The sequence below is a fragment of the Oribacterium sp. C9 genome, from assembly GCF_002007235.1.
Taxonomy (GTDB): domain Bacteria; phylum Bacillota; class Clostridia; order Lachnospirales; family Lachnospiraceae; genus Oribacterium.
Genome location: NZ_MUHW01000021.1, coordinates 25,384 through 44,919, shown reverse-complemented (window position 1 = coordinate 44,919; position 19,536 = coordinate 25,384). Strand labels below are relative to the sequence as shown.

The window sequence follows — 19,536 nt, the reverse complement described above, 5'->3', positions numbered from 1 at the left end:
TATAATTTATGCATCTTACATCATTGAGTCGTATGGTAATTTTTGTCGGACAAATATGATGTAACCCAGCATCCGTTGTATAAGGAGACTGGCGAGTATGATGATAAGAACAAGTTGGATATCCAACAGTTTGTGCATTAGACACTGAAAGTTAGGCTAGGAGAGGTTTTTGATGTTGTAAAAGCTTAGAAATTGTATGTCTTCTCACTGCATTTCATGTATAATTGAATGCAGTGGGGAGAGGTATTCCCAATAAAGGTCTATAAGAATTGCGGGAGAATAAACTATGGATGCAAAAGGACAGACATTTGCTGAAAAACATCCTAAGTTAAATACTTTATTTGGCTTATTATTATTTTTATTACTAGTTGCAGGTGGAATATATCTGCTGAATTTAATTCTTGTTTTTTTGAAAAATCTTTTTACGACATTTGGTTCTTTTTTAAGTAATTTTGTTTCATCAACAGATAAGGTAATTGTTGTGGCAATGATAACTGGAACTGTTTCGATTACAGGTGTGGTTATTAGTTCTATTATAGCCAAAATTGTAGATTATCGTTTTAACGTTAAGAAGCTTTTATATGATAAGCGAGAAATACCGTATGAGCAGTTTATAGAAATGGTATATTCTATTATGGAAGACACAAAAAAGCCTGAAAAGAAGCGAATGAGTGAAGAAGAAATTAATAAAAGAGTTTCTGAATTTTCGAGAGGCTTAACGTTATGGGGATCGAATAGAGTAGTAAAAAAGTGGATTAAGTACAGAAAAAATGCTGCTCAGAATCCGGATAAGGAGAATTTATTCCTTTTAGAAGAGATAATTTATGAAATGCGTAAAGATGTCGGATTAAGAAGAAAAATGAAGAAAGGTGTCATGCTATCGTTTTTTATTAATGACATAGAGAAGGCATTAAAAAAATAGTTTTTATTTTGTGCAAACAAATTTATTTTGCTGAAAATTAGTGATATATTACATCTGTAGTGCTTGTTTTTGATAATGATTATGGCTTGACAGATAAGGGCAATCTATCTATAATATAAGCATAAGATTAGGTCAGGAAGCGTACGACGCCCTGGCCATTTTTTTTGGAGAAAATATGAAAGAGTATAAGACTTTTAACCAGCAATTAACGATATTACGACAGAGGGGGATGATAGTTCCAACAGATGGAACTCCCAAACGATTTCTTGAACAAGAAAACTATTATAACGTTATAAATGGATACAAGGATTTGTTTTTAAAAAAGGATGCTAATGGTATTCCTTTAGATCCAGAGGAGTACCAAACAAATACTCATTTTAAAGAATTAAGGGCGCTTTTTCTCTTTGATAGGGAACTAAGATTCTTGTTTTTAAAATATATTCTTATTTTTGAAAACTCCTTTAAAACTGTTTTTTCACATGAGTTTTCTAGAAAATACCCTAAAGCAAATTCATACTTGGAATTACAAAATTATGTCGATAATAATCCCAAGAATGTTTTGAAACAGGTGTCTATCCTAACTAAAACTATTCATGATCAAGTGGATAAGGAAGGGGCGATAAAACATTATATTGAAACTTATGGGTCTGTACCTTTGTGGGTGTTAGTTAATAATCTTACAATTGGAAACATGTCTCATTTATATAATGTTCTTAAGGATACTGAGAAGAACACAATCGCTAAATACTATTCAGATAAGTTCGCAAAACAATATGGCGCAACTAATTTGCTTAGAGTTAGTGCTGAAGATATGCAATCTGCACTCAAAATTTTCAATTTAGTTAGAAATAGATGTGCCCATGAAGAGAGGCTTTACAATTCTGACTTTGGCAATGTTAGAGTAGTTAATATGGCGAGTCATTTTGGAATGACAAACTATAATAACAGAAGAATTGTTGTGGCTATTATTTACTTAAAAATAATGCTTAATAAGAATTATTTTAAGAAGTTTTATTCTGAGTTGATGGATATTATTAGAAGATATCAGGGAGAATTTGTAACAGTTTCTTTTGATAGTATACTTGATATAATGGGAATTGATTTGTTGGATATTCAAAAATTAAATTAACAAAAATGATCCATACATAGGCCAGTGCACCTGGGGACGCCCAGATGATATGTACCCAGAATCCTGGACACATATTTATGAACTAGGCGGAACACATGGATGCTATCCTGTATTGTACAGGTGGCATCCATTTTGTTTTTGCCTGAATTCTTTTGTTATTGTAGTAATCTATATATTCTGCAACAGATCTTGAGAACTCTTCGAAAGAAGCATATTCTTTCTCATAGCCATAATACATCTCATTTTTCAATCTTCCAAAGAAAGTCTCCATAATACAATTATCATAGCAGTTACCTTTTCGTGACATGGATTGTATAATGCCATGTTCTTTTAGAGTGTTTCTGTAATAAGCATGTTGATACTGCCAGCCTTGATTAGAATGGAATATAAGGCCTTCAACTGAAGGAAACTTATCAAAAGCTCTATTAAGCATTCTTTCTATCTGTTCCAGATTGGGACTCCTCGATAAATCATATGAGATGATTTCATTTGTATTCATATCCAGTACTGGAGATATATAGCACTTTCCCCATGAAAAATTAAACTGTGATACATCTGTTGTCCATTTCTCTAAAGGCGCAGTTGTACTGAAGTCCCTATTTACTATATTATCAGCAATCTTTCCGACTTCACCTTTATAAGAATGGTATTTTTCTTTTGGTCTTTTTCCTGCCAATCCCGCTTCATGCATAAGGCGTTGAACTCGCTTATGGTTTATTTGATATCCGCGATTTATCAATTCATGATGGACTCGTCTCACGCCGTATCTACGTTTGTTCGACTCAAAAATACTTTGTATTTCTTCAAGTATTTTTTTATTACGTTCACCAACAACATTTTTCTTGTTTATCTCAAAATAGTAAGTCGATTTAGCCATATGCATAGCCTTAAGAAGATGTTTTAATTGGAATCCGTTTTCTCTGAGTTCTTTAATGATTGCTGATTTTTCGCCTTGAGTCGCGCAGCTTCCTTTTCTTCTCTCAAGGCGATCTCTTTTTTTATTACTTCGATTTCAGCTTTTATGTATGCATTTTCAGCTCTTAAGCGGATTAGTTCTTCATACTCAGATTCATTAGGTTTTGGTGGTTTTCTTGTTCCAATTTTTTTCATATCTGAGTCCTTCGGTTTACGCCCTTTCTGTTTTGGTATAAGACCATTGTAACCATAAATCTTATATTTGCGAACCCATTGTTGAAGTTGACTATAAGTAACTCCAATCGAATAAGCAACACTCTTGAGAGACTCACCTGCCAAAACACGCGCAACTAAGGTATAACGCTCCTCTGGAGTCCATTCTTTGTTCTGTGATTTGTGTCTTAGAGCATCAGGGCCGCAAGATTCTTCAATTCTGGCCCAGCCTCGTATAGTGTTACGAAAGTTCTTCGTACTAATACCATCTGGCGTATCAGGCCAAAGACCTTGACGATACAAATCTACTGCGTTTCTTTTGAAAAGATAGCTATAGTGCATAAAAATACCCTCCTTACTGGTTGTCCAGTAAAGAGGGTACATATCAAGATTCGTACTGGTCTATTATTATGCCCATTTTTAGCGCAGGAATGGACATGAGACGAAACTATTAATCATATTTTTAAGAAAGGAAAATTCGGAGGCTCGCTGCTTCCAGATGAAGGTATGAGTTATGAAGGTATTTAAGTGAATGAAGGGATGTTGGATGAAGGTACGCCATGCAGCGGCGAGTATCCGAAAGGGTATCAAAATGGCATTTTTCAATTCAGCAATCACAGTATTACAGACATTATTTAAGGATAATACTATAGATATGAATGCTATATACTTTCAAAAATGAAAAATATTGTTGATTTTGAAAGTAAATAGTATAATGTTTTCAAAAGATAAAAATTATTAAAGTTTTGAAAGCGAGATATGTATGAAAATCATAGATCGAAAAGATTATTTGAATAGACTTATAAGATTAAGAAATACTCCTGATATTAAGATAATAACAGGGGTAAGACGTTCTGGAAAATCGGAATTAGTACGTGCATATATGGATTGGATTCGAACTAATGAGGATACAAATATAATATTTGTTGATTTTGCAGATTTAAAATTTGACGATTTAAAGACATACAAGGAGCTGTATAGTTATTGCGAGGGGCAATACGTTACGGGCAAATCTAATGTTATTGTTGTTGATGAGGTTCAAATGTGTGATAAATTTGAGCTTGCTATTAATAGTTTATATAACAGCCGTAAGTATGATATCTATATCACAGGTTCAAATGCATTTTTATTAAGCTCAGATTTGTCGACATTATTTACTGGTAGATTCATAGAAATTCCAGTTTACCCATTTAGTTTCTCAGAGTATTGCGAATACTATGGATATGATTCTAACACGGCAGATGTTTTGGACTCTTATGTTATGAATGGTGGATTGGCGGGATCTTATGTATATGATGAAAACGATGATAAGGCATCATATATAAAGGATGTTTATACTACAATTATAAAACGTGATCTCGTAGATAAATATGGAATTAAAGAAGAGGCTCTGCTAGATTCATTAACCGATTATATGATGGATAATATCTCTAATCTTACATCTGCCAGTAAGGTTAGTAACATTTTTAAGCAAAATAAAGTTGAAACCAATCATATAACTGTTGGCAATTATATAAAATATCTTTGCAGCGCTTTTATGTTCTACAAAGTGAAACGATATGACATACGGGGGAAAAAGTACCTAGAAACATCAGACAAATATTATCTAAGTGATTTAGGATTTCGTTATGCTATGCTTGGAACAAGAAACATGGATTATGGCAGAGCTTACGAAAATATAGTTGCATTAGAGTTGCTTAGAAGAGGTTATGAGATTTATGTGGGTAAACTTTATCAGAAAGAAATAGATTTTGTGGCAATGAAGCAAAATGAAAAACTGTATATACAGGTATCTGATAATATTTCTGACCCAACTACTTTAGAAAGAGAACTTGCGCCGCTAAAGGCGATTAAAGATGCATATCCTAAAGTGTTAATCGCCAACACATCACATGAAGATTATGATATCGAGGGGATAAAAGTCTTGGATTTAACAAAGTGGTTATTGAAATGATTAGATAGTGGAAAAAGTGTCGTAGGATAGCACACCACTACAGGCTGCTATCGCCGAAAAACACTAATAAGTACCTAAAAATAAAAGGGATTTTGTAGAGGTTAAAAAAGTCGATTTTTCCTTTAATTTAAAGAAAAGATGAAATTATAAAAACCTTAAGAATTTCGAAAATGACGGTTTTAAAGTGGGTAATGTGATAATAGTGAATTGATATGTTTAAAATTATTACTGGGGATTTTAAAAATAGTAAATATAGCGATGAGGAATATCTTGATAACTGGCCGATGCTTTATATTTTGGAAAACGGAAAGCAGGCTTATGTAGGTGAGTCAACTCATGCGAAAACCAGAATGACTCAGCATGCTACCAATGAAGAAAAACGAATCTTTGATAAAGTTCATTTTATTTATTCTAAGATGTTCAACCAATCAGTGACATTTGATTATGAATCCAAATTGATTCAATACGTTGTTGCGGATGAACTTTATGAAGTAATGAATAAAAATAACGGAATTGCAGACAAGCAATATTATCGAAAAAAAGAGTACGATGAAATGTTTGCCTCACTCTGGAGAAAACTTCAAAAAGAAAAGCTGGTAAAGCATTCACTTGAGGAAATTGAAAACTCAGATTTATTTAAATATTCTCCGTATAAGGAATTAAATGATAGTCAGAGAAAATCGGTAGAAGAGATTCTGTCAAAGATAAAAGAAGGTTCGGTAAATCGTGTGGTTGTAAATGGAATGCCGGGAAGTGGAAAGACCATTGTGGCGGTTTACCTTATGAAGTATCTTTCTGATCTCGATGAATATGCGAATAAATCAATTGGATTTGTCGTACCGCAGATATCTCTAAGAAAGACCATGAAGAGAATCTTTAAAAGCATATATGGATTATCTCCTTCACAGGTACTATCACCATCGGATGTGACAAAAAAGCATTATGATATTCTTTTGGTGGATGAAGCGCACCGACTTCACCAGTATAAGAACATTTCTTATATGGGAACGTTTAAGGATAATTGTAAGAAGCTAGGTCTTACAACAGATGCAGATGAGTTAGATTGGATTATTAAACAGTCTGATTGTACGGTTCTGTTTTATGACAGTATGCAGGTGGTTGGACCATCAGGAATAGATTTTGAACGTTTTGATAAAAAGATGGAAGATGCATTCAATAAAAGAACGATTGCATATTTTAGTCTTTTGACTCAGATGCGAGTTCTTGGTGGAAATGGCTACGTCGAATTTATAAAGGATGTTTTGTCAGGCAGATGTAAGGAAAAATATTTCTCTGAAAAGTACGATTTCAAGTTATATAAAGATTTCCGTGAATTTGAAAAGGATTTGTATAAAAAAGAATCAGAATGTGGTTTATCTAGAATGGTTGCCGGCTATGCATGGCCTTGGATCAGTAAAAAGGATCAGTCATTAAAAGATATTGAAATTCAGGGCATAAAACGTATGTGGAATCACTGTACAGAAGGATGGGTTCATACGGAAGAAGCAATCGATGAGGTTGGATGTATTCATTCGATTCAAGGATATGATTTGAATTATGCGTTTGTTATTTTAGGACGGGATATTGGTTATGATAAGGAAAACGGGAAGATTATTATTAGACCGGATCAATATTTTGACAGTAATGGAAAGAAAACCGCGACATATGAAGAATTATTGGAGTATATAAAGAATATATATTATGTGCTTATGACACGCGGCATAAAAGGTACATATCTTTATGTGTGTGATGAAGATTTAAGAAATTATTTGAGTGAATATATTGAGATAAAGTAAGGAACGATATGAAGAAGGAAACTATAGATAGAATCAGAAAATTCACAGAGGATCGTGATTGGGATCAATTTCATTCACCGGCAAATCTTGCAAAGTCAATCGTGATTGAAGCTGCAGAATTACTTGAGTGCTTTCAGTGGTCTGAAGAGGAATATGACTTGGAGCACGTCAAAGAGGAACTTGCAGATGTGATGGTTTATAGCCAGAATCTCCTGGACAAGCTTGGTTTGGATGCCGATGAGATTATCAATAATAAGATGTCTCAGAATGAAGCAAAGTATCCTGTTGAGAAGGCAAAGGGTAAAGCGGATAAGTACAATCAACTGTAAGATACTAGAACATGGAAAGGTGCAGTAAGCTCAACGTAGATAACTTCATCGAATGGGCGGATCAGTTCGATGGAGCAGAACTTTTCATGCATATGCAGGACTTTGTAAGTCTCTACCTTGGATCAAGAGCAACATCATCAAAGGCAAAAAAAGTAGCCGCCCAACTGAACGAGAAGTAAACACGGCAGTATTCATGCTAAGGGCTAAGCAGTTGGGCTTTTCACTATCAGAACTTGATCAGGTAGAGGAAGGGCTTGTCATGGATATGATAATCGAATCTGGTAATGACATCCATGATGATAAGTATAGGCAGGTTGCTTCACAAGAAGATTTTGATAGCTTCTGAACATATTATTACAGTATTCCATATATCTTCACATTTTTTAAGTATGCAGTAATTTACAACATATAGTTTAGCGATTTATACTGCCTTATTATCAGTAGTGTAAACATATAATTTGTGAAGGGAGTAAACATGCCAAAAGAGAAAATAACAGTTAAATCACTTATAGGATATGGACTATCAGCAGCTATATGGATTGCTCTTCTTGTTGAAACATTTATATACAAAAGATATGAAGAATCATTAGGGAGTTTAATATTACGAATTTTTGCTGTAATCTTTTTTACAGTAAAATTCATCAAAGAATATATCGCTTTTCATAAGCAAAAAAATAGTGATAAACAATAATGTAAAAACATCAATAGGGAATACCTATTGGTGTTTTATTTTGCCATATTTTATGATGCATTAGAGCAGAAGATACAAGAGATCAATGAACGCCAGGCCCTTTTGGATAACTTCATTAATGAACTTCAAAACCTGGATGGTCCATCACAGAATTTGACGAGGTATTGTTCGGAGTGATGGTGAGTGAACTTGAAGCAAAGAATGACGGCACAATAATATTCAGATTCATTGATGGGTCCGATATACCAATTACAGTTAAATAAAGAATGAAATATAAGGCTCACATGTGAGGAGGTATACACCTCATATGTGGGCTTTATTTTTGTTTTCAAAGAAAGTAGAATTGGTTTATTAAACAAATCGGTATATGCCGGTATAACGAGAATGTCTACAGCAGAATAGTGGAGAGAATCAGGAATCAATGGAGAATATATTGCATCTTCCCCCAAAAGATTCTGTGCTATAATAGGCAATCAAAAAAAGGAGACAACACACATGAACGCCATGTCTATTCTTTCAACAGCGATTACTATTGTTTTTCTTGGCTTCCTGTATTGGAGAATGGTCAAGAGAGAAATTCCAGAGCCCGTTGGCTGGCTGCAGGCCCTGCTCCCCATTGCTATCGGCTTGCTCTCTCATCCGTTGACGATTCCCTTCTCCATGCGCTACCTTAAGGCAATGGCAGCGGACCCGAATGCTGTGAAGCTGTCCGAAATGAACTTGATCCAGTCTTTGGAGCGCGCCCTCATTCTCGCCGGCGGTCTGGAGGAGATTGCCAAGCTGATCCTGATCATCGTTATACTGCTCATCTTTCGCAAAAAGGTTAAAAACGTTTATGAGTACATTCTGATCGGTGCGTGCGTGGGTATCGGCTTTTCCATTATTGAGGAGTTTTCTTATGGTGCAGACGATGCGACCATCGTCTCCACAATTGTGAGAATGATTTCTGTCCCTGCGCATATGACTTTCAATATGGTCATGGCGGAGTTTTTGGGAAGGGCGAAGTTCAGCAAACTGAACGGTAAAGGCTCTGTTGTTCTGAACTATGTGCTGGCGCTTCTTGTTCCCATTGTCGTCCATACGTTGTACGATGTATGCACTGCCTTCAACTCCAGTATGATGAGGGGTGAGGTGAGCGGCATGATCAGAGCCCTAATTGGTTATGTGGCCCTGCTGATCTATGAGCTCATCGTTCTTGTTCGCTTCAAGAAGAATACAGCGACGATCTGCGGCATGAGCACCCTGGTGAAAGAAGCGGCATAAGCCTGGCCGATTTCATAGCTCTTATGAATAGCAGAGCGTATTTTTCGATAACTTCCGGTTTGATGATAGTATATATGGGTCTAAGAGTACTCTCTTGATATAACAAAGTGAACACCTAACCTAAAAACCTGGGCTCACGCTAACCCTTCTGACACATAAAATCAGAGATTGTATCAACGTAGACAGTATGGAGGACTTTTGTGCGTCGTAAATGCAACGCAAAAAAATACGTTGCATTTACGACGAGCTTACATTCAATGCACCGTTTAATTTAGGCGCTTATCAATCCTTCATGGGAACATATTTTTTAAAAAAAAATCATTGACTTGGAGTTGACTCCAGGGAGTATAGTACAGATACAGAGATATGAACAGGCGAACTCACATGGGAATAAAAGGAGGTAATTTAGATGCAGAACTTTGATTATCAGACACCAACGAGACTGATTTTCGGTAAAGGCGTGGTTGAGAAGCTGCCGGAAGTTATGAGTCAGTTTGGCAAGAAGGTGCTTCTTACCTATGGTGGAGGAAGTATCAAGAAGATCGGGCTTTATGATAAGGTGAAAGAGCTTCTGAAGGATTTTGAGATTTATGAACTTTCAGATATTCAGCCAAATCCCAAGTATGACCCGAGCGTACTTGATGGTGTGAAGATATGTAAAGAAAAAGACATTGACGTGATCCTTGCAGTGGGCGGTGGAAGTGTACTTGACTGTTCAAAGGCTATCGCGGCAGGCGCAAAGTATGACGGTGATCCATGGGATCTGATTTCCTACAAGGCATTTGCGAAAGATTCTGTTCCGATCGTAGACATTATCACACTTGCAGCCACCGGAAGTGAATATGACTGCGGCGGAGTCATTTCGAGGACAGAGACAAACGATAAGATAGGATATATGGATCCGCATAACTATCCTGTGGTTTCTTTCCTTGATCCGACTTATACATTTACAGTATCGAAGAAGCAGACAGCTGCCGGATGTGCCGATGCCATGAATCACATCATGGAGCAGTATTTCTGCGAGGATTCCACACTTCTTAATGACGGTTTCATGGAAGCCGGATTAAAGAGCCTCATGGTCAATGCGAAGAAGTGCCTTGAAGATCCTGAGGATTATACCGCAAGAGCAGAGATGATGCTGACCTGTACCTATGGATGTAATGGTATTTACTCTTTGGGCAACAGCCAGACAGGATGGCCGCTTCACGGAATGGAGCATGCATTGTCAGCTTACTATGACATCACACACGGAGAGGGACTTGCGATTATCACTCCGAGATGGATGGAGCATGTGTTAAGTGAGAAGACATTGGACCGCTTTGTTAAGTACGGTGTCAATGTCTTCGGAATCGACGCATCTCTCGAAAAGTTTGAGATCGCAAAGAAGGCAATTCAGGCGACCTATGATTTCTTTTTATCCATCGGTATCCCTATGAATCTTAGGGCAGTTGGAATCGATGAGAGCAGAATCGATGAGATGGCTCATCATGTAGCTGTAAACGAAGGTCTCGAAGAAGCATGGGTACCATTATCAGAGAAGGATATCGCTGACATTTTCAAAGCATCCTTATAAGTTGGTCAGTCCGATTTGCACCTGAATTAATGGATTTGACGTCAAAATGCAGTAAAGAGGAACAGCTGCTGAAATTAATACAACCATAACAAAGCCTGTCGGAGATTTGATCTTCGGCAGGCTTTTTGCATTACGATTGGGGTACGATTTATAAAATGTTATATGGGCTGTTTTTTGTTATACTTATATAAAGTGAAAAAAATTTTTACAAAAATAAGCATTGTTAACAGAATGGAGATCATCATGAAATTGATATTCAGCTCCATGGGAAAATACAAAGAAGCCATAGTATTGGCGATTTTCATAAAGCTTTTGGGAACCATGACCGAGCTTTCTCTTCCCTATATTCTTGAATACATGATAGATCAGGTTGTACCTGCAGATGACATGAAGAGGGTCATACTGTGGGGTATTTTAATGTTTATAGCTGCAGTCCTGTGTCGCCAGTTAAATGTGTGGGCAAACTGGAGAGCCATTAACAATGCCCACAAAGTCAGCTATGATGTGAGACAGGCGCTGTTCAGGAAGACCGCCAATCTGTCAGGAGATAATTTCGATTCCTTCGGACTTCCGAGTCTCATCAGCCGTATGACCAGTGACAGTTACAATGTTCAGGCCTCAGTTCAGCAGCTCCAGAGTTTATGTGTGAGAGCCCCCATGATGCTGCTTGGTGGAGTCATTCTGACCTTATTTATGGACACAGCACTTGCCATGATACTCATAGTGATGCTGCCGCTTCTTATCTGCATCGTCTTTTTCGTTTCTACAAAAGGTATCCCCATGTACACCATGGTTCAGACAAAACTGGATTCAGTTGTCAGGATCATGAGAGAAAATATCACAGGAATCAGAGTCATTAAAGCCTTAAGCAAAGGTGAATACGAGAAAAAAAGATTCGCTTCTGCCAATGATGAAATGACCTGCAGCGACATCAAGGCCGGAACCATCATGGCTCTTCCGGGACCGCTGATGCAGCTTTGTCTGAATCTCGGTCTGACTATGGTAGTAATATTCGGTGCCATGAGAGTTAATTCCGGAGAAATGAAGCCCGGAGTCATCCTTGCATTTCTGACATACTTCAACATGATAAGTATGGGAGTAATGGGACTGAGCCGTATCTTCATGAGTATGAGCAAGGCAAGTGCCAGCGCAGACAGAATCGCAGCAGTGCTGGATACCGATGACGGGTGGAAGATAATAAGTGATCAGGAAACAACACTTGATTCTGTATCTGAATCCCAAGCTGACAGGATTTCTGATTTATATGATGAATCATACAAAGAGAAAGAATACGATACATTTTCGGACATCCATGCTGATGTAAATACATATGAACTGCAAAAAGGACATAAGGATGAAAATGCAGATATATCATATAAGGTCAATTCTCGCGAAAATCCAAATGACATATATACATTAAATCCCGAACGTGATGAAGCCAAAAGCGAAGTAGTACCTTTCATCGAGTTCCGTTCAGTCAATTTCTCCTACGGTGGCAGCAATAGGGAATCGGAGGATTTCACCGGCGGAGAAAGAGAACTTGCCCTTGAGAATATAAGCTTCAGCCTGAAAAAAGGTGAGAGCCTCGGAATCATAGGTCCGACGGGATGTGGAAAGACCACCATCGTGAATCTTCTGATGAGGTTTTACGATGCCGACAGCGGAAATATCTATATCGATGGAAGAGATGTGAGAAGCTATGAAAAGGATGAGCTTCGAAAGAAATTCGGAGTGGTTTTCCAGAACGATATGGTCTTCAAGGATTCCATCAGAAACAATATTGATTTTGGCAGAGACATCAGCACAGGGGATCTGGAGGCTGCAGCTATAGATGCGGTTGCCATGGAGTATATCAACAGTCTGGATGGAAAGATGGAGTATCAGGCGGCTATAAAAGGAGCGAATCTTTCAGGTGGTCAAAAACAGAGGCTTCTGGTGGCAAGGGCACTTGCAGGAAAGCCGGAGATTCTGATCCTTGATGACAGTTCAAGTGCTCTTGACTACAAAACTGATTCCATGATGCGGAGTGCCATCAGAAAGAATCATAAGGACAGCACCCTAATCATGATTGCTCAGAGAGTCAGCAGTATCATGAGCATGGATCACATTCTGGTGATGGAGAACGGACGTATCATTGGTTTCGGAACTCACAATGAGCTGATGGAGAACTGCAGCACCTATAAAGAGACCTATGAGATGCAGACAACGTAAGTAAGATATAGGTTTCCGAACGCGGCCAGGGAAAATGCGTTCGGAAATCCGGCTGAGCCGGATGATTTTTTGGCATGAGCCAAAAAACCACGTGTACGGATATCGAATTTCCGGGGAAATTCAATATCCTATAAATGTCCGAAATCGAGCAATAAATATCAACGATTGATTCACTTGCAATAAAAGTCTGATATTTGAACAGCATTTGTTGGAAGATTTAATTGTCTGAATAAGGAGTAACTATGCCGGGACCGGGAGACAGAGGAAGAGAAAAGCAGAAGCCTAAAGCTGCGAGGAAAACACTGCGAAGACTTCTTAAATACCTGATTGATTATATATGGATAGTACTTCTTCTTTTGCTGTGCGCCTTTGCAAGCAACATCGGAAACCTACTGGGGCCGAACTTTGCAGGAAAGGCTATCAATGCAGCAAGCGCAGGAGAGGGCAAGGTAAATATAGATTCCGTAATGCGCTACGGCTTTCTGATGCTGACGGCTTACATGGTCGGCAATATCCTGAGCTTCTTTGTGAACATCGGCATGATGCGCATCGGCCGCAAGGTTGCAAGAAACATGCGGAGGGATGTTTTCAATAAACTTATGGAGCTGCCTGTGGGGTATTTTGACAAGCATCTCGCCGGAGACATTATCAGCCGCGTGTCCTACGACATCGATGTTGTAAGTACCAGCCTGTCCGCTGACGTGGTGCAGATCATCACAAGTATAGTGACTGTGGTGGGAAGCTTCGTAATGATGTGTCTCATTTCGCCGCAGCTAGTGCTATGCATGGCATTCACCATTCCCCTTTCTATCCTTTTTACCCGCTACATGAGCAGGAAGACCCGTCCACTTTATCGTGTCAGAAGCATGGCTTACGGTGAGATGAATGGCTTCGCGGAGGAGATGTTCACAGGGCAGAAGACCATTCTCGCCTACGCCCATGAGGATTATGTCTGCGACAGATTTGAAGAGATAAACAGGAATGCGGCAGAAGCCTACAGAGATGCTGACGGACTCGGCATGACCATGGGTCCAACCATAGGAATGATAAGCAACATAGGCCTTGCAGCCATAGGTCTCGGCGGAGCGGTTCTATACATGAAGGGTATCGTTGGAATAGGACAGATCTCAAGCTTCATTCTCTACAGCCGTAAGTTTTCAGGACCTATAAATGAGATCTCAAATATCATAAACGAGATATTCAGCGCCCTTGCGGCGGCTGAACGGGTATTCCAGCTGCTTGATGAAACGGAAGAGGTGAAGGACATCGAAAATGCGGAAGTGCTTGAGGATGCAAAGGGACAGGTTGAGGCGAAGGATGTCTATTTCGGTTATGTGAAGAATAAGATAATCCTTCATGATTTCAATATGAAGGCGGAGCCCGGGCAGACCATCGCCATCGTGGGGCATACAGGAGCAGGAAAGACCACCATCATAAATCTCCTCATGAGGTTCTATGATGTTAATGAAGGCTCCATCTACGTGGATGAGAAAACGCTCAATGCCTACACTCTGCAAAGCCTCAGAAAGAACTATTCCATGGTGCTTCAGGATACCTGGGTCTTTAACGGAACTATCTATGACAACATTTCTTACGGAAAGGAAAATGCCACCATGGAAGAGGTGGTGGCTGCTGCAAAATCAGCCCACATCCATAATTACATCATGCGTCTTCCGAAGGGCTATAATACTGTCATAAGTGAAGACGGAGGAAACATCAGTAAGGGGCAGAAGCAGCTCATCACTATCGCAAGAGCCATGCTCTATGATACCAGCATGCTGATCCTGGATGAGGCCACCAGCAATGTAGATACCGCGACAGAACGAAAGGTTCAAAAGGCCATGCGGAGTCTCATGGCAGGAAAGACCAGCTTCATCATAGCCCATCGTCTTTCTACCATCAGAAACGCCGACAATATCTTAGTTGTTGATAATGGAAATGTGGTGGAACAGGGAACCCACGACTATCTCATGGAGAGAAAAGGGGCTTACTATAACCTGTATAAGAGTCAGTTTGAATAATATAGAATTTTACATTCTGCACGTAAGGCCGCTTTTGCGGCCTATGAATGCAGAATGTGTGAGAATCGTTAGAAGTGCGAAGCGATTCGGAATAAAGAATCTGTAATCAGTATTTTCCGAAATCAATTTCTCCCATCACTTCATCAAAGCTTTTTACCGGAGGCTGCTCTGAAACATGCTCTCCGATGGATTTTTCCATCCAGACCATGTTGTACCAGCGGTTGAACTTATATCCGCACTTATGGAATTCACCAACCATGCTGTATCCGAGATGCTCATGGAACTCGACGCTGTTTCTGGTGAGATATCTGTCCTCTTTTTCAGGATAGGCGATGCAGGCATTGAGATTCAGTATGCCCTGCTTTTTCAGTATATCTTCAAGTGCGTTGTAGAGACGTTTTCCGAGGCCGGTCTTTCGGAGATTTTTATCTACATAAATAGAGGTTTCAACAGCCCAGCTGTAGGCAGCTCTTTCATGGAAAGAACTTACATAGGCGTAACCTGCGATTGTTCCGTCTTTTTCAGCAACGATATACGGAAACTTTATCAGAACATTTCGTATACGTTCTTTGAATTCCGAAAGTGACGGTACGGTATATTCGAAGGTAATGGCTGTTTCTTCAACGTAGGGTGCATAAATTGCAAGTATAGCAGCTGCGTCAATTACAGAAGCCTTTCTGATTATAAATTCTTTTTCCATGATTTTTTCTCCGGGTTTTAAACATTGTTTTTAAAGTATAAGTGTCAAAAGATGTGTTACAAACGCGGCGAGCCACGCAAGGAAGCATTGCCAGAATACAACGCCCAATGCCCATTTTCGTCCAAGTTCTCTCTGAATCGAAGCTATCGCGGCAACACATGGTGTATATAAAAGTGAGAAAACCAAAAGTGAAGCTGCAGCGGCCTCAGTCAAAAATGCATGAACATCCTGTCCGTAAAGGATCTCCAGAGTTGAAACAACACTTTCCTTTGCCATGAAGCCGCTTATAAGTGCAGTACAGATCCTCCAGTCTCCGAGGCCAACAGGTGCCATGACGGGCGCAAGTATTCCTGCTGCCATTGCAAGGATACTTTCCTTCTGATCCTCCACCAGATTAAAGTGGATATCAAAGCTCTGAAGCAACCATATGATGATAGTGGCTATAAATATAACAGTAAATGCTCTCTGCAGGAAATCCTTTGCCTTTTCCCATAAAAGCTGTAATACGTTCTTCGGGCTCGGAAGACGATAATTCGGAAGCTCCATAACAAAGGGAACGGCTTCTCCTTTGAAAAGTGTACCCTTGAAAAGCAGTGCCACAAATATGGAGATGATTATTCCTAGAAGATAAAGACCGATAAGGATCAGAGCCTTATATTCCGGGAAAAAGGCATCCACAAAAAACGCATAGATCGGCATCTTTGCTGTACAGCTCATGAAGGGTGTAAGAAGTATGGTCATCTTACGGTCTCTTTCACTGGGAAGAGTTCTGGTTGACATGACAGCAGGAACTGTACAGCCGAAACCTATAAGCATCGGCACGATACTTCTTCCGGACAGACCTATCTTTCTCAGCAGCTTATCCATAAAGAAGGCAACTCTAGCGATATAACCGGAATCCTCCAAAAGTGAAAGGAAGAAGAACAGAGTCACTATTATAGGAAGAAAACTGAGCACACTTCCGACACCGGCAAATATTCCGTCGATGATGAGACCGTGAAGAACAGGGTTCACACCTGAAGCTATGAGTGCTGCGTCGGCAATTTCTGTAAGGGAATCAATTCCTGATTCCAGAAGTCCCTGAAGAGTTCCTCCTATTATATTGAAGGTCAGCCATGATACGATAAACATGATGAGTATAAATAAAGGTATGGCTGTCCATTTTCCGGTCAGGATACGGTCTATCTTTTCGCTTCGAATACGTTCTTTACTCTTTTCAGGTTTACGAACAAATGCGGAGCAGATTTTTTCGATAAAGGAATATCGCATATCTGCGATGGCTGCACTTCTGTCCAGCTCTCGTTCCTTTTCCATCTGCAGTACTATATGTTCAATGGTTTCTATTTCGTTTTCGTCAAGCTTCAGTTTTTTAAGGACCAGCTTATCGCCTTCGATCACTTTGCTTGCTGCAAATCGTAAAGGAATACCTGCATTGTTAGCATGATCCTCTATAAGATGTATGACAGCATGGATGCATCTGTGAACAGCTCCGTTATGATCGTTCTGATCACAGAAATCCTGTCTTAAAGGTCTTTCCTGATATCTGGCGATGTGGATGGCATGTTCGATCAATTCGTTGATACCCTGATTTTGGGATGCGGAAATGGGAACGACCGGGACCCCGAGAGCTGCCTCCATTTCATTGACATCGATTGTACCGCCGTTCTTCAATATCTCATCCATCATGTTGAGGGCAATGACCATGGGAACATTCATCTCAAGAAGCTGCATGGTGAGATAAAGATTACGCTGGATGTTGGTGGCATCTACAATGTTTATGATCGCGTTCGGCTTTTCTTTCATTACGAAATTGCGGGATACGATCTCTTCACTGCTGTATGGTGACATGGAATAAATGCCCGGAAGATCCGTTACCAGAGTATCGGGATATCCCTTTATAACACCGTCTTTTCGGTCAACTGTTACACCAGGGAAATTACCGACATGCTGGTTTGAACCGGTCAACTGATTGAAAAGAGTGGTCTTTCCACAGTTCTGGTTACCTACAAGGGCAAATGTAAGAGTAGTGCCCGAAGGGAGCGGATCACCGCTTCCTTTAGGGTGGAACTTTCCGCCTTCTCCGAGACCGGGATGTACGGAATTACGTATATTTGTCTGTTCGGATGAAGGCTTAGGGCTCAACTCTTTTGAACAGACTTCGATTTTTTCGGCATCATCCAGTCTCAGAGTAAGCTGATATCCGTGAATCAGGAGTTCCACAGGATCTCCAAGGGGAGCATATTTTACAACGGTCACTTCTGCACCGGGTATCACCCCCATATCAAGGAAATGCTGTCGAAGAGCACCTTTACCGCCGACCTTTGTGATGATGCAGCTTTCCCCGATATTTATATCTCTTAATGTCATTTTGTACTCACTTTCAGTTTTATATAGAACTACCTTCATTTATGTGTTCTAAGATGATAGCATATGGAATGATTTTAGCATATAAACAAAAGATAGAAAGCAATTATAAATGGTAATGCTTACACAATCAAATTTTTATACACGATTTGATAATCGGTAGTTTGTGTTATATATTTATATTTGACACAACTAAGTTTTGAGTAATCGTACATTGAAACTGTACATGTACATTTTCTATGAAAGGGTCAGGGGAAAATGGAGAATCGTATATTTCCTGAAATGAAGAAGCATCTGGGATTTGGTATGATGCGTCTTCCTATGAATGGCGATAATGTGGATACAGAGCAGGTCAAAAGGATGGTGGATCTGTTCCTTGAAAACGGCTTTAATTATTTCGATACAGCCCATGGATACATAAACGGACTGTCAGAGCTGGCGATTAAGGAATGTCTCACAAAGAGACATAAAAGAGAAGAGTTTCTTTTGACAGACAAGCTTACAGGACAGTACTTCAAAACAGAAGCAGACATCCGTCCCTTCTTTGCCAGTCAGCTTGAAGCCTGCGGAGTGGACTACTTCGATTTCTACCTCATGCATTCTCAGAATGCCAACAATTTCAAGCATTTCAAGGCATGCCGCGCCTATGAAACCGCATTTGAATTAAAGAAGGAGGGAAAGATCAGGCATGTGGGTCTGTCCTTCCATGATAAGGCTGCGGTTCTTGATCAGATACTTACAGAGTATCCTGATATCGAGATAGTTCAGATACAGTTCAACTATATTGACTATGAAGATGACTCAGTACAGTCAAAGAAGGTCTATGAAGTGGCAAGAAAGCATAACAAACCGCTTCTTGTGATGGAACCGGTTAAGGGCGGCCATCTGGTAAATCTTCCTGATGAAGCATCGGAGCTTTTAAAGAGTATGAAGAACGGTTCCAATGCAAGCTATGCCGTCAGATTTGCAGCGAGCTTCGACGGCATGGAGATGGTGCTTTCAGGTATGAGCAACATGGAACAGATGGAGGACAACATCAGTACCATGAAGGAGTTCAAGCCTTTCACTGAATCAGAATTCGATGCAGTAAGGAAGGTGAAGGAGATCTATGCAAAGCTCAATACCATACCATGTACAGGCTGCAGGTACTGTGTTGAAGAGAATCATTGTCCTAAGGACATACTTATTTCTGACATGTTCTCCTGTATGAACAAGAAGCAGATATTCCACAGCTGGAATGAGGATTACTACTATGAGGATGTGCTTACGGCTGATCACGGTAAGGCCAGCGACTGTATTTCCTGCGGCGGCTGTGAAAGAGTCTGTCCTCAGCATCTTCCTATAAGAAAGCTTCTTAAGGATGTAGCCGCAGAATTTGAAAAAGATGCGTAAAATCTAAAGAAATCTTTAGATTACTTTAGCAGACAATAAAGGTTGAGCCTCTATGATGTGAAC

Annotated in this window: 16 protein-coding genes; 12 read left to right on the top strand and 4 right to left on the bottom strand. The window is 39.6% G+C overall.

The features are described from left to right. Nucleotides 1–286: 286 nt before the first annotated feature. Nucleotides 287–922 carry a hypothetical protein gene (locus BXO88_RS12720; protein WP_078038105.1) on the top strand — a complete coding sequence of 212 codons (636 nt, stop codon included), beginning with the start codon at nt 287–289 and terminating at the stop codon, nt 920–922. Between the two features lie 175 nt (nt 923–1,097). Then, nucleotides 1,098–2,051, top strand: coding sequence for an Abi family protein (locus BXO88_RS12715; RefSeq protein ID WP_078038104.1), 954 nt, complete (start codon nt 1,098–1,100; stop codon nt 2,049–2,051). Nucleotides 2,052–2,133: 82 nt separating this feature from the next. On the opposite strand, the gene BXO88_RS12710 is transcribed toward BXO88_RS12715, so the two are convergent. Continuing rightward, nucleotides 2,134–2,988 carry an IS3 family transposase gene (locus BXO88_RS12710; protein WP_305778331.1) on the bottom strand — a complete coding sequence of 285 codons (855 nt, stop codon included), beginning with the start codon at nt 2,986–2,988 and terminating at the stop codon, nt 2,134–2,136. Then, a complete protein-coding gene (locus BXO88_RS12705) occupies nt 2,952–3,521 on the bottom strand; it encodes a helix-turn-helix domain-containing protein (protein WP_078038102.1) in 570 nt (189 codons plus the stop codon). The genes BXO88_RS12710 and BXO88_RS12705 overlap by 37 nt, the downstream gene beginning before the upstream one ends. A gap of 421 nt (nt 3,522–3,942) precedes the next feature. On the opposite strand from BXO88_RS12705, the gene BXO88_RS12700 reads away from it, so the two are divergent. The 9 genes from BXO88_RS12700 to BXO88_RS12665 all read left to right on the top strand — a co-directional run bounded on the left by BXO88_RS12700 (nt 3,943) and on the right by BXO88_RS12665 (nt 15,017). Next, the gene (locus tag BXO88_RS12700) at nt 3,943–5,133 is read left to right on the top strand and encodes an ATP-binding protein (protein WP_078038101.1); all 1,191 of its coding nucleotides are present in this window, start codon (nt 3,943–3,945) and stop codon (nt 5,131–5,133) included. A 212-nt stretch (nt 5,134–5,345) separates the two neighbouring features. After that, on the top strand, nt 5,346–6,929 hold the full coding sequence (locus BXO88_RS12695; RefSeq protein ID WP_078038100.1) for a DNA/RNA helicase domain-containing protein: 1,584 nt from the start codon (nt 5,346–5,348) through the stop codon (nt 6,927–6,929). Between the two features lie 8 nt (nt 6,930–6,937). Next, nucleotides 6,938–7,258, top strand: coding sequence for a nucleotide pyrophosphohydrolase (locus tag BXO88_RS12690; RefSeq protein ID WP_078038099.1), 321 nt, complete (start codon nt 6,938–6,940; stop codon nt 7,256–7,258). Between the two features lie 11 nt (nt 7,259–7,269). Next, on the top strand, nt 7,270–7,437 hold the full coding sequence (locus BXO88_RS16575) for a hypothetical protein (protein WP_155889854.1): 168 nt from the start codon (nt 7,270–7,272) through the stop codon (nt 7,435–7,437). Nucleotides 7,438–7,733: 296 nt separating this feature from the next. After that, nucleotides 7,734–7,949 (top strand): hypothetical protein, encoded by a 216-nt coding sequence (locus BXO88_RS12685; RefSeq protein WP_078038098.1) that lies wholly within the window; start codon nt 7,734–7,736, stop codon nt 7,947–7,949. A gap of 495 nt (nt 7,950–8,444) precedes the next feature. After that, entirely contained in the window at nt 8,445–9,212 is a 768-nt protein-coding gene (locus BXO88_RS12680) for a PrsW family glutamic-type intramembrane protease (RefSeq protein WP_078038097.1), read from the top strand. Between the two features lie 409 nt (nt 9,213–9,621). Then, nucleotides 9,622–10,785, top strand: a complete 1,164-nt coding sequence (locus tag BXO88_RS12675) for an iron-containing alcohol dehydrogenase (RefSeq protein WP_078038096.1) — start codon at nt 9,622–9,624, stop codon at nt 10,783–10,785. A 243-nt stretch (nt 10,786–11,028) separates the two neighbouring features. After that, complete coding sequence (locus BXO88_RS16895; RefSeq protein ID WP_242945226.1) at nt 11,029–12,996, top strand: ABC transporter ATP-binding protein; 1,968 nt, start codon at nt 11,029–11,031, stop codon at nt 12,994–12,996. Between the two features lie 242 nt (nt 12,997–13,238). Then, nucleotides 13,239–15,017: an ABC transporter ATP-binding protein gene (locus BXO88_RS12665; RefSeq protein WP_078038094.1), complete on the top strand. Its 1,779-nt coding sequence runs from the start codon at nt 13,239–13,241 to the stop codon at nt 15,015–15,017. A gap of 106 nt (nt 15,018–15,123) precedes the next feature. On the opposite strand, the gene BXO88_RS12660 is transcribed toward BXO88_RS12665, so the two are convergent. Both BXO88_RS12660 and feoB read right to left on the bottom strand, forming a co-directional pair. Continuing rightward, nucleotides 15,124–15,717, bottom strand: a complete 594-nt coding sequence (locus BXO88_RS12660; RefSeq protein ID WP_078038093.1) for a GNAT family N-acetyltransferase — start codon at nt 15,715–15,717, stop codon at nt 15,124–15,126. Nucleotides 15,718–15,747: 30 nt separating this feature from the next. Beyond that, entirely contained in the window at nt 15,748–18,084 is a 2,337-nt protein-coding gene (gene feoB, locus BXO88_RS12655) for a ferrous iron transport protein B (RefSeq protein WP_078038092.1), read from the bottom strand. 255 nt (nt 18,085–18,339) lie between these two features. On the opposite strand from feoB, the gene BXO88_RS12650 reads away from it, so the two are divergent. Further along, nucleotides 18,340–19,473 carry an aldo/keto reductase gene (locus tag BXO88_RS12650; RefSeq protein ID WP_078038091.1) on the top strand — a complete coding sequence of 378 codons (1,134 nt, stop codon included), beginning with the start codon at nt 18,340–18,342 and terminating at the stop codon, nt 19,471–19,473. Nucleotides 19,474–19,536: the final 63 nt, after the last annotated feature.

What these genes read in the sequence shown, in the direction of transcription:
- BXO88_RS16895 (WP_242945226.1), top strand. Translation starts at nt 11,029, where the DNA reads ATGAAATTGATATTCAGCTCCATGGGAAAATACAAAGAAGCCATAGTA.
- BXO88_RS12685 (WP_078038098.1), top strand. Translation starts at nt 7,734, where the DNA reads ATGCCAAAAGAGAAAATAACAGTTAAATCACTTATAGGATATGGACTA.
- BXO88_RS12720 (WP_078038105.1), top strand. Translation starts at nt 287, where the DNA reads ATGGATGCAAAAGGACAGACATTTGCTGAAAAACATCCTAAGTTAAAT.
- BXO88_RS12705 (WP_078038102.1), bottom strand. Translation starts at nt 3,521, where the DNA reads ATGCACTATAGCTATCTTTTCAAAAGAAACGCAGTAGATTTGTATCGT.
- BXO88_RS12660 (WP_078038093.1), bottom strand. Translation starts at nt 15,717, where the DNA reads ATGGAAAAAGAATTTATAATCAGAAAGGCTTCTGTAATTGACGCAGCT.
- BXO88_RS12695 (WP_078038100.1), top strand. Translation starts at nt 5,346, where the DNA reads ATGTTTAAAATTATTACTGGGGATTTTAAAAATAGTAAATATAGCGAT.
- BXO88_RS16575 (WP_155889854.1), top strand. Translation starts at nt 7,270, where the DNA reads ATGGAAAGGTGCAGTAAGCTCAACGTAGATAACTTCATCGAATGGGCG.
- BXO88_RS12680 (WP_078038097.1), top strand. Translation starts at nt 8,445, where the DNA reads ATGAACGCCATGTCTATTCTTTCAACAGCGATTACTATTGTTTTTCTT.
- BXO88_RS12665 (WP_078038094.1), top strand. Translation starts at nt 13,239, where the DNA reads ATGCCGGGACCGGGAGACAGAGGAAGAGAAAAGCAGAAGCCTAAAGCT.
- BXO88_RS12650 (WP_078038091.1), top strand. Translation starts at nt 18,340, where the DNA reads ATGGAGAATCGTATATTTCCTGAAATGAAGAAGCATCTGGGATTTGGT.
- feoB (WP_078038092.1), bottom strand. Translation starts at nt 18,084, where the DNA reads ATGACATTAAGAGATATAAATATCGGGGAAAGCTGCATCATCACAAAG.
- BXO88_RS12675 (WP_078038096.1), top strand. Translation starts at nt 9,622, where the DNA reads ATGCAGAACTTTGATTATCAGACACCAACGAGACTGATTTTCGGTAAA.
- BXO88_RS12700 (WP_078038101.1), top strand. Translation starts at nt 3,943, where the DNA reads ATGAAAATCATAGATCGAAAAGATTATTTGAATAGACTTATAAGATTA.
- BXO88_RS12715 (WP_078038104.1), top strand. Translation starts at nt 1,098, where the DNA reads ATGAAAGAGTATAAGACTTTTAACCAGCAATTAACGATATTACGACAG.
- BXO88_RS12690 (WP_078038099.1), top strand. Translation starts at nt 6,938, where the DNA reads ATGAAGAAGGAAACTATAGATAGAATCAGAAAATTCACAGAGGATCGT.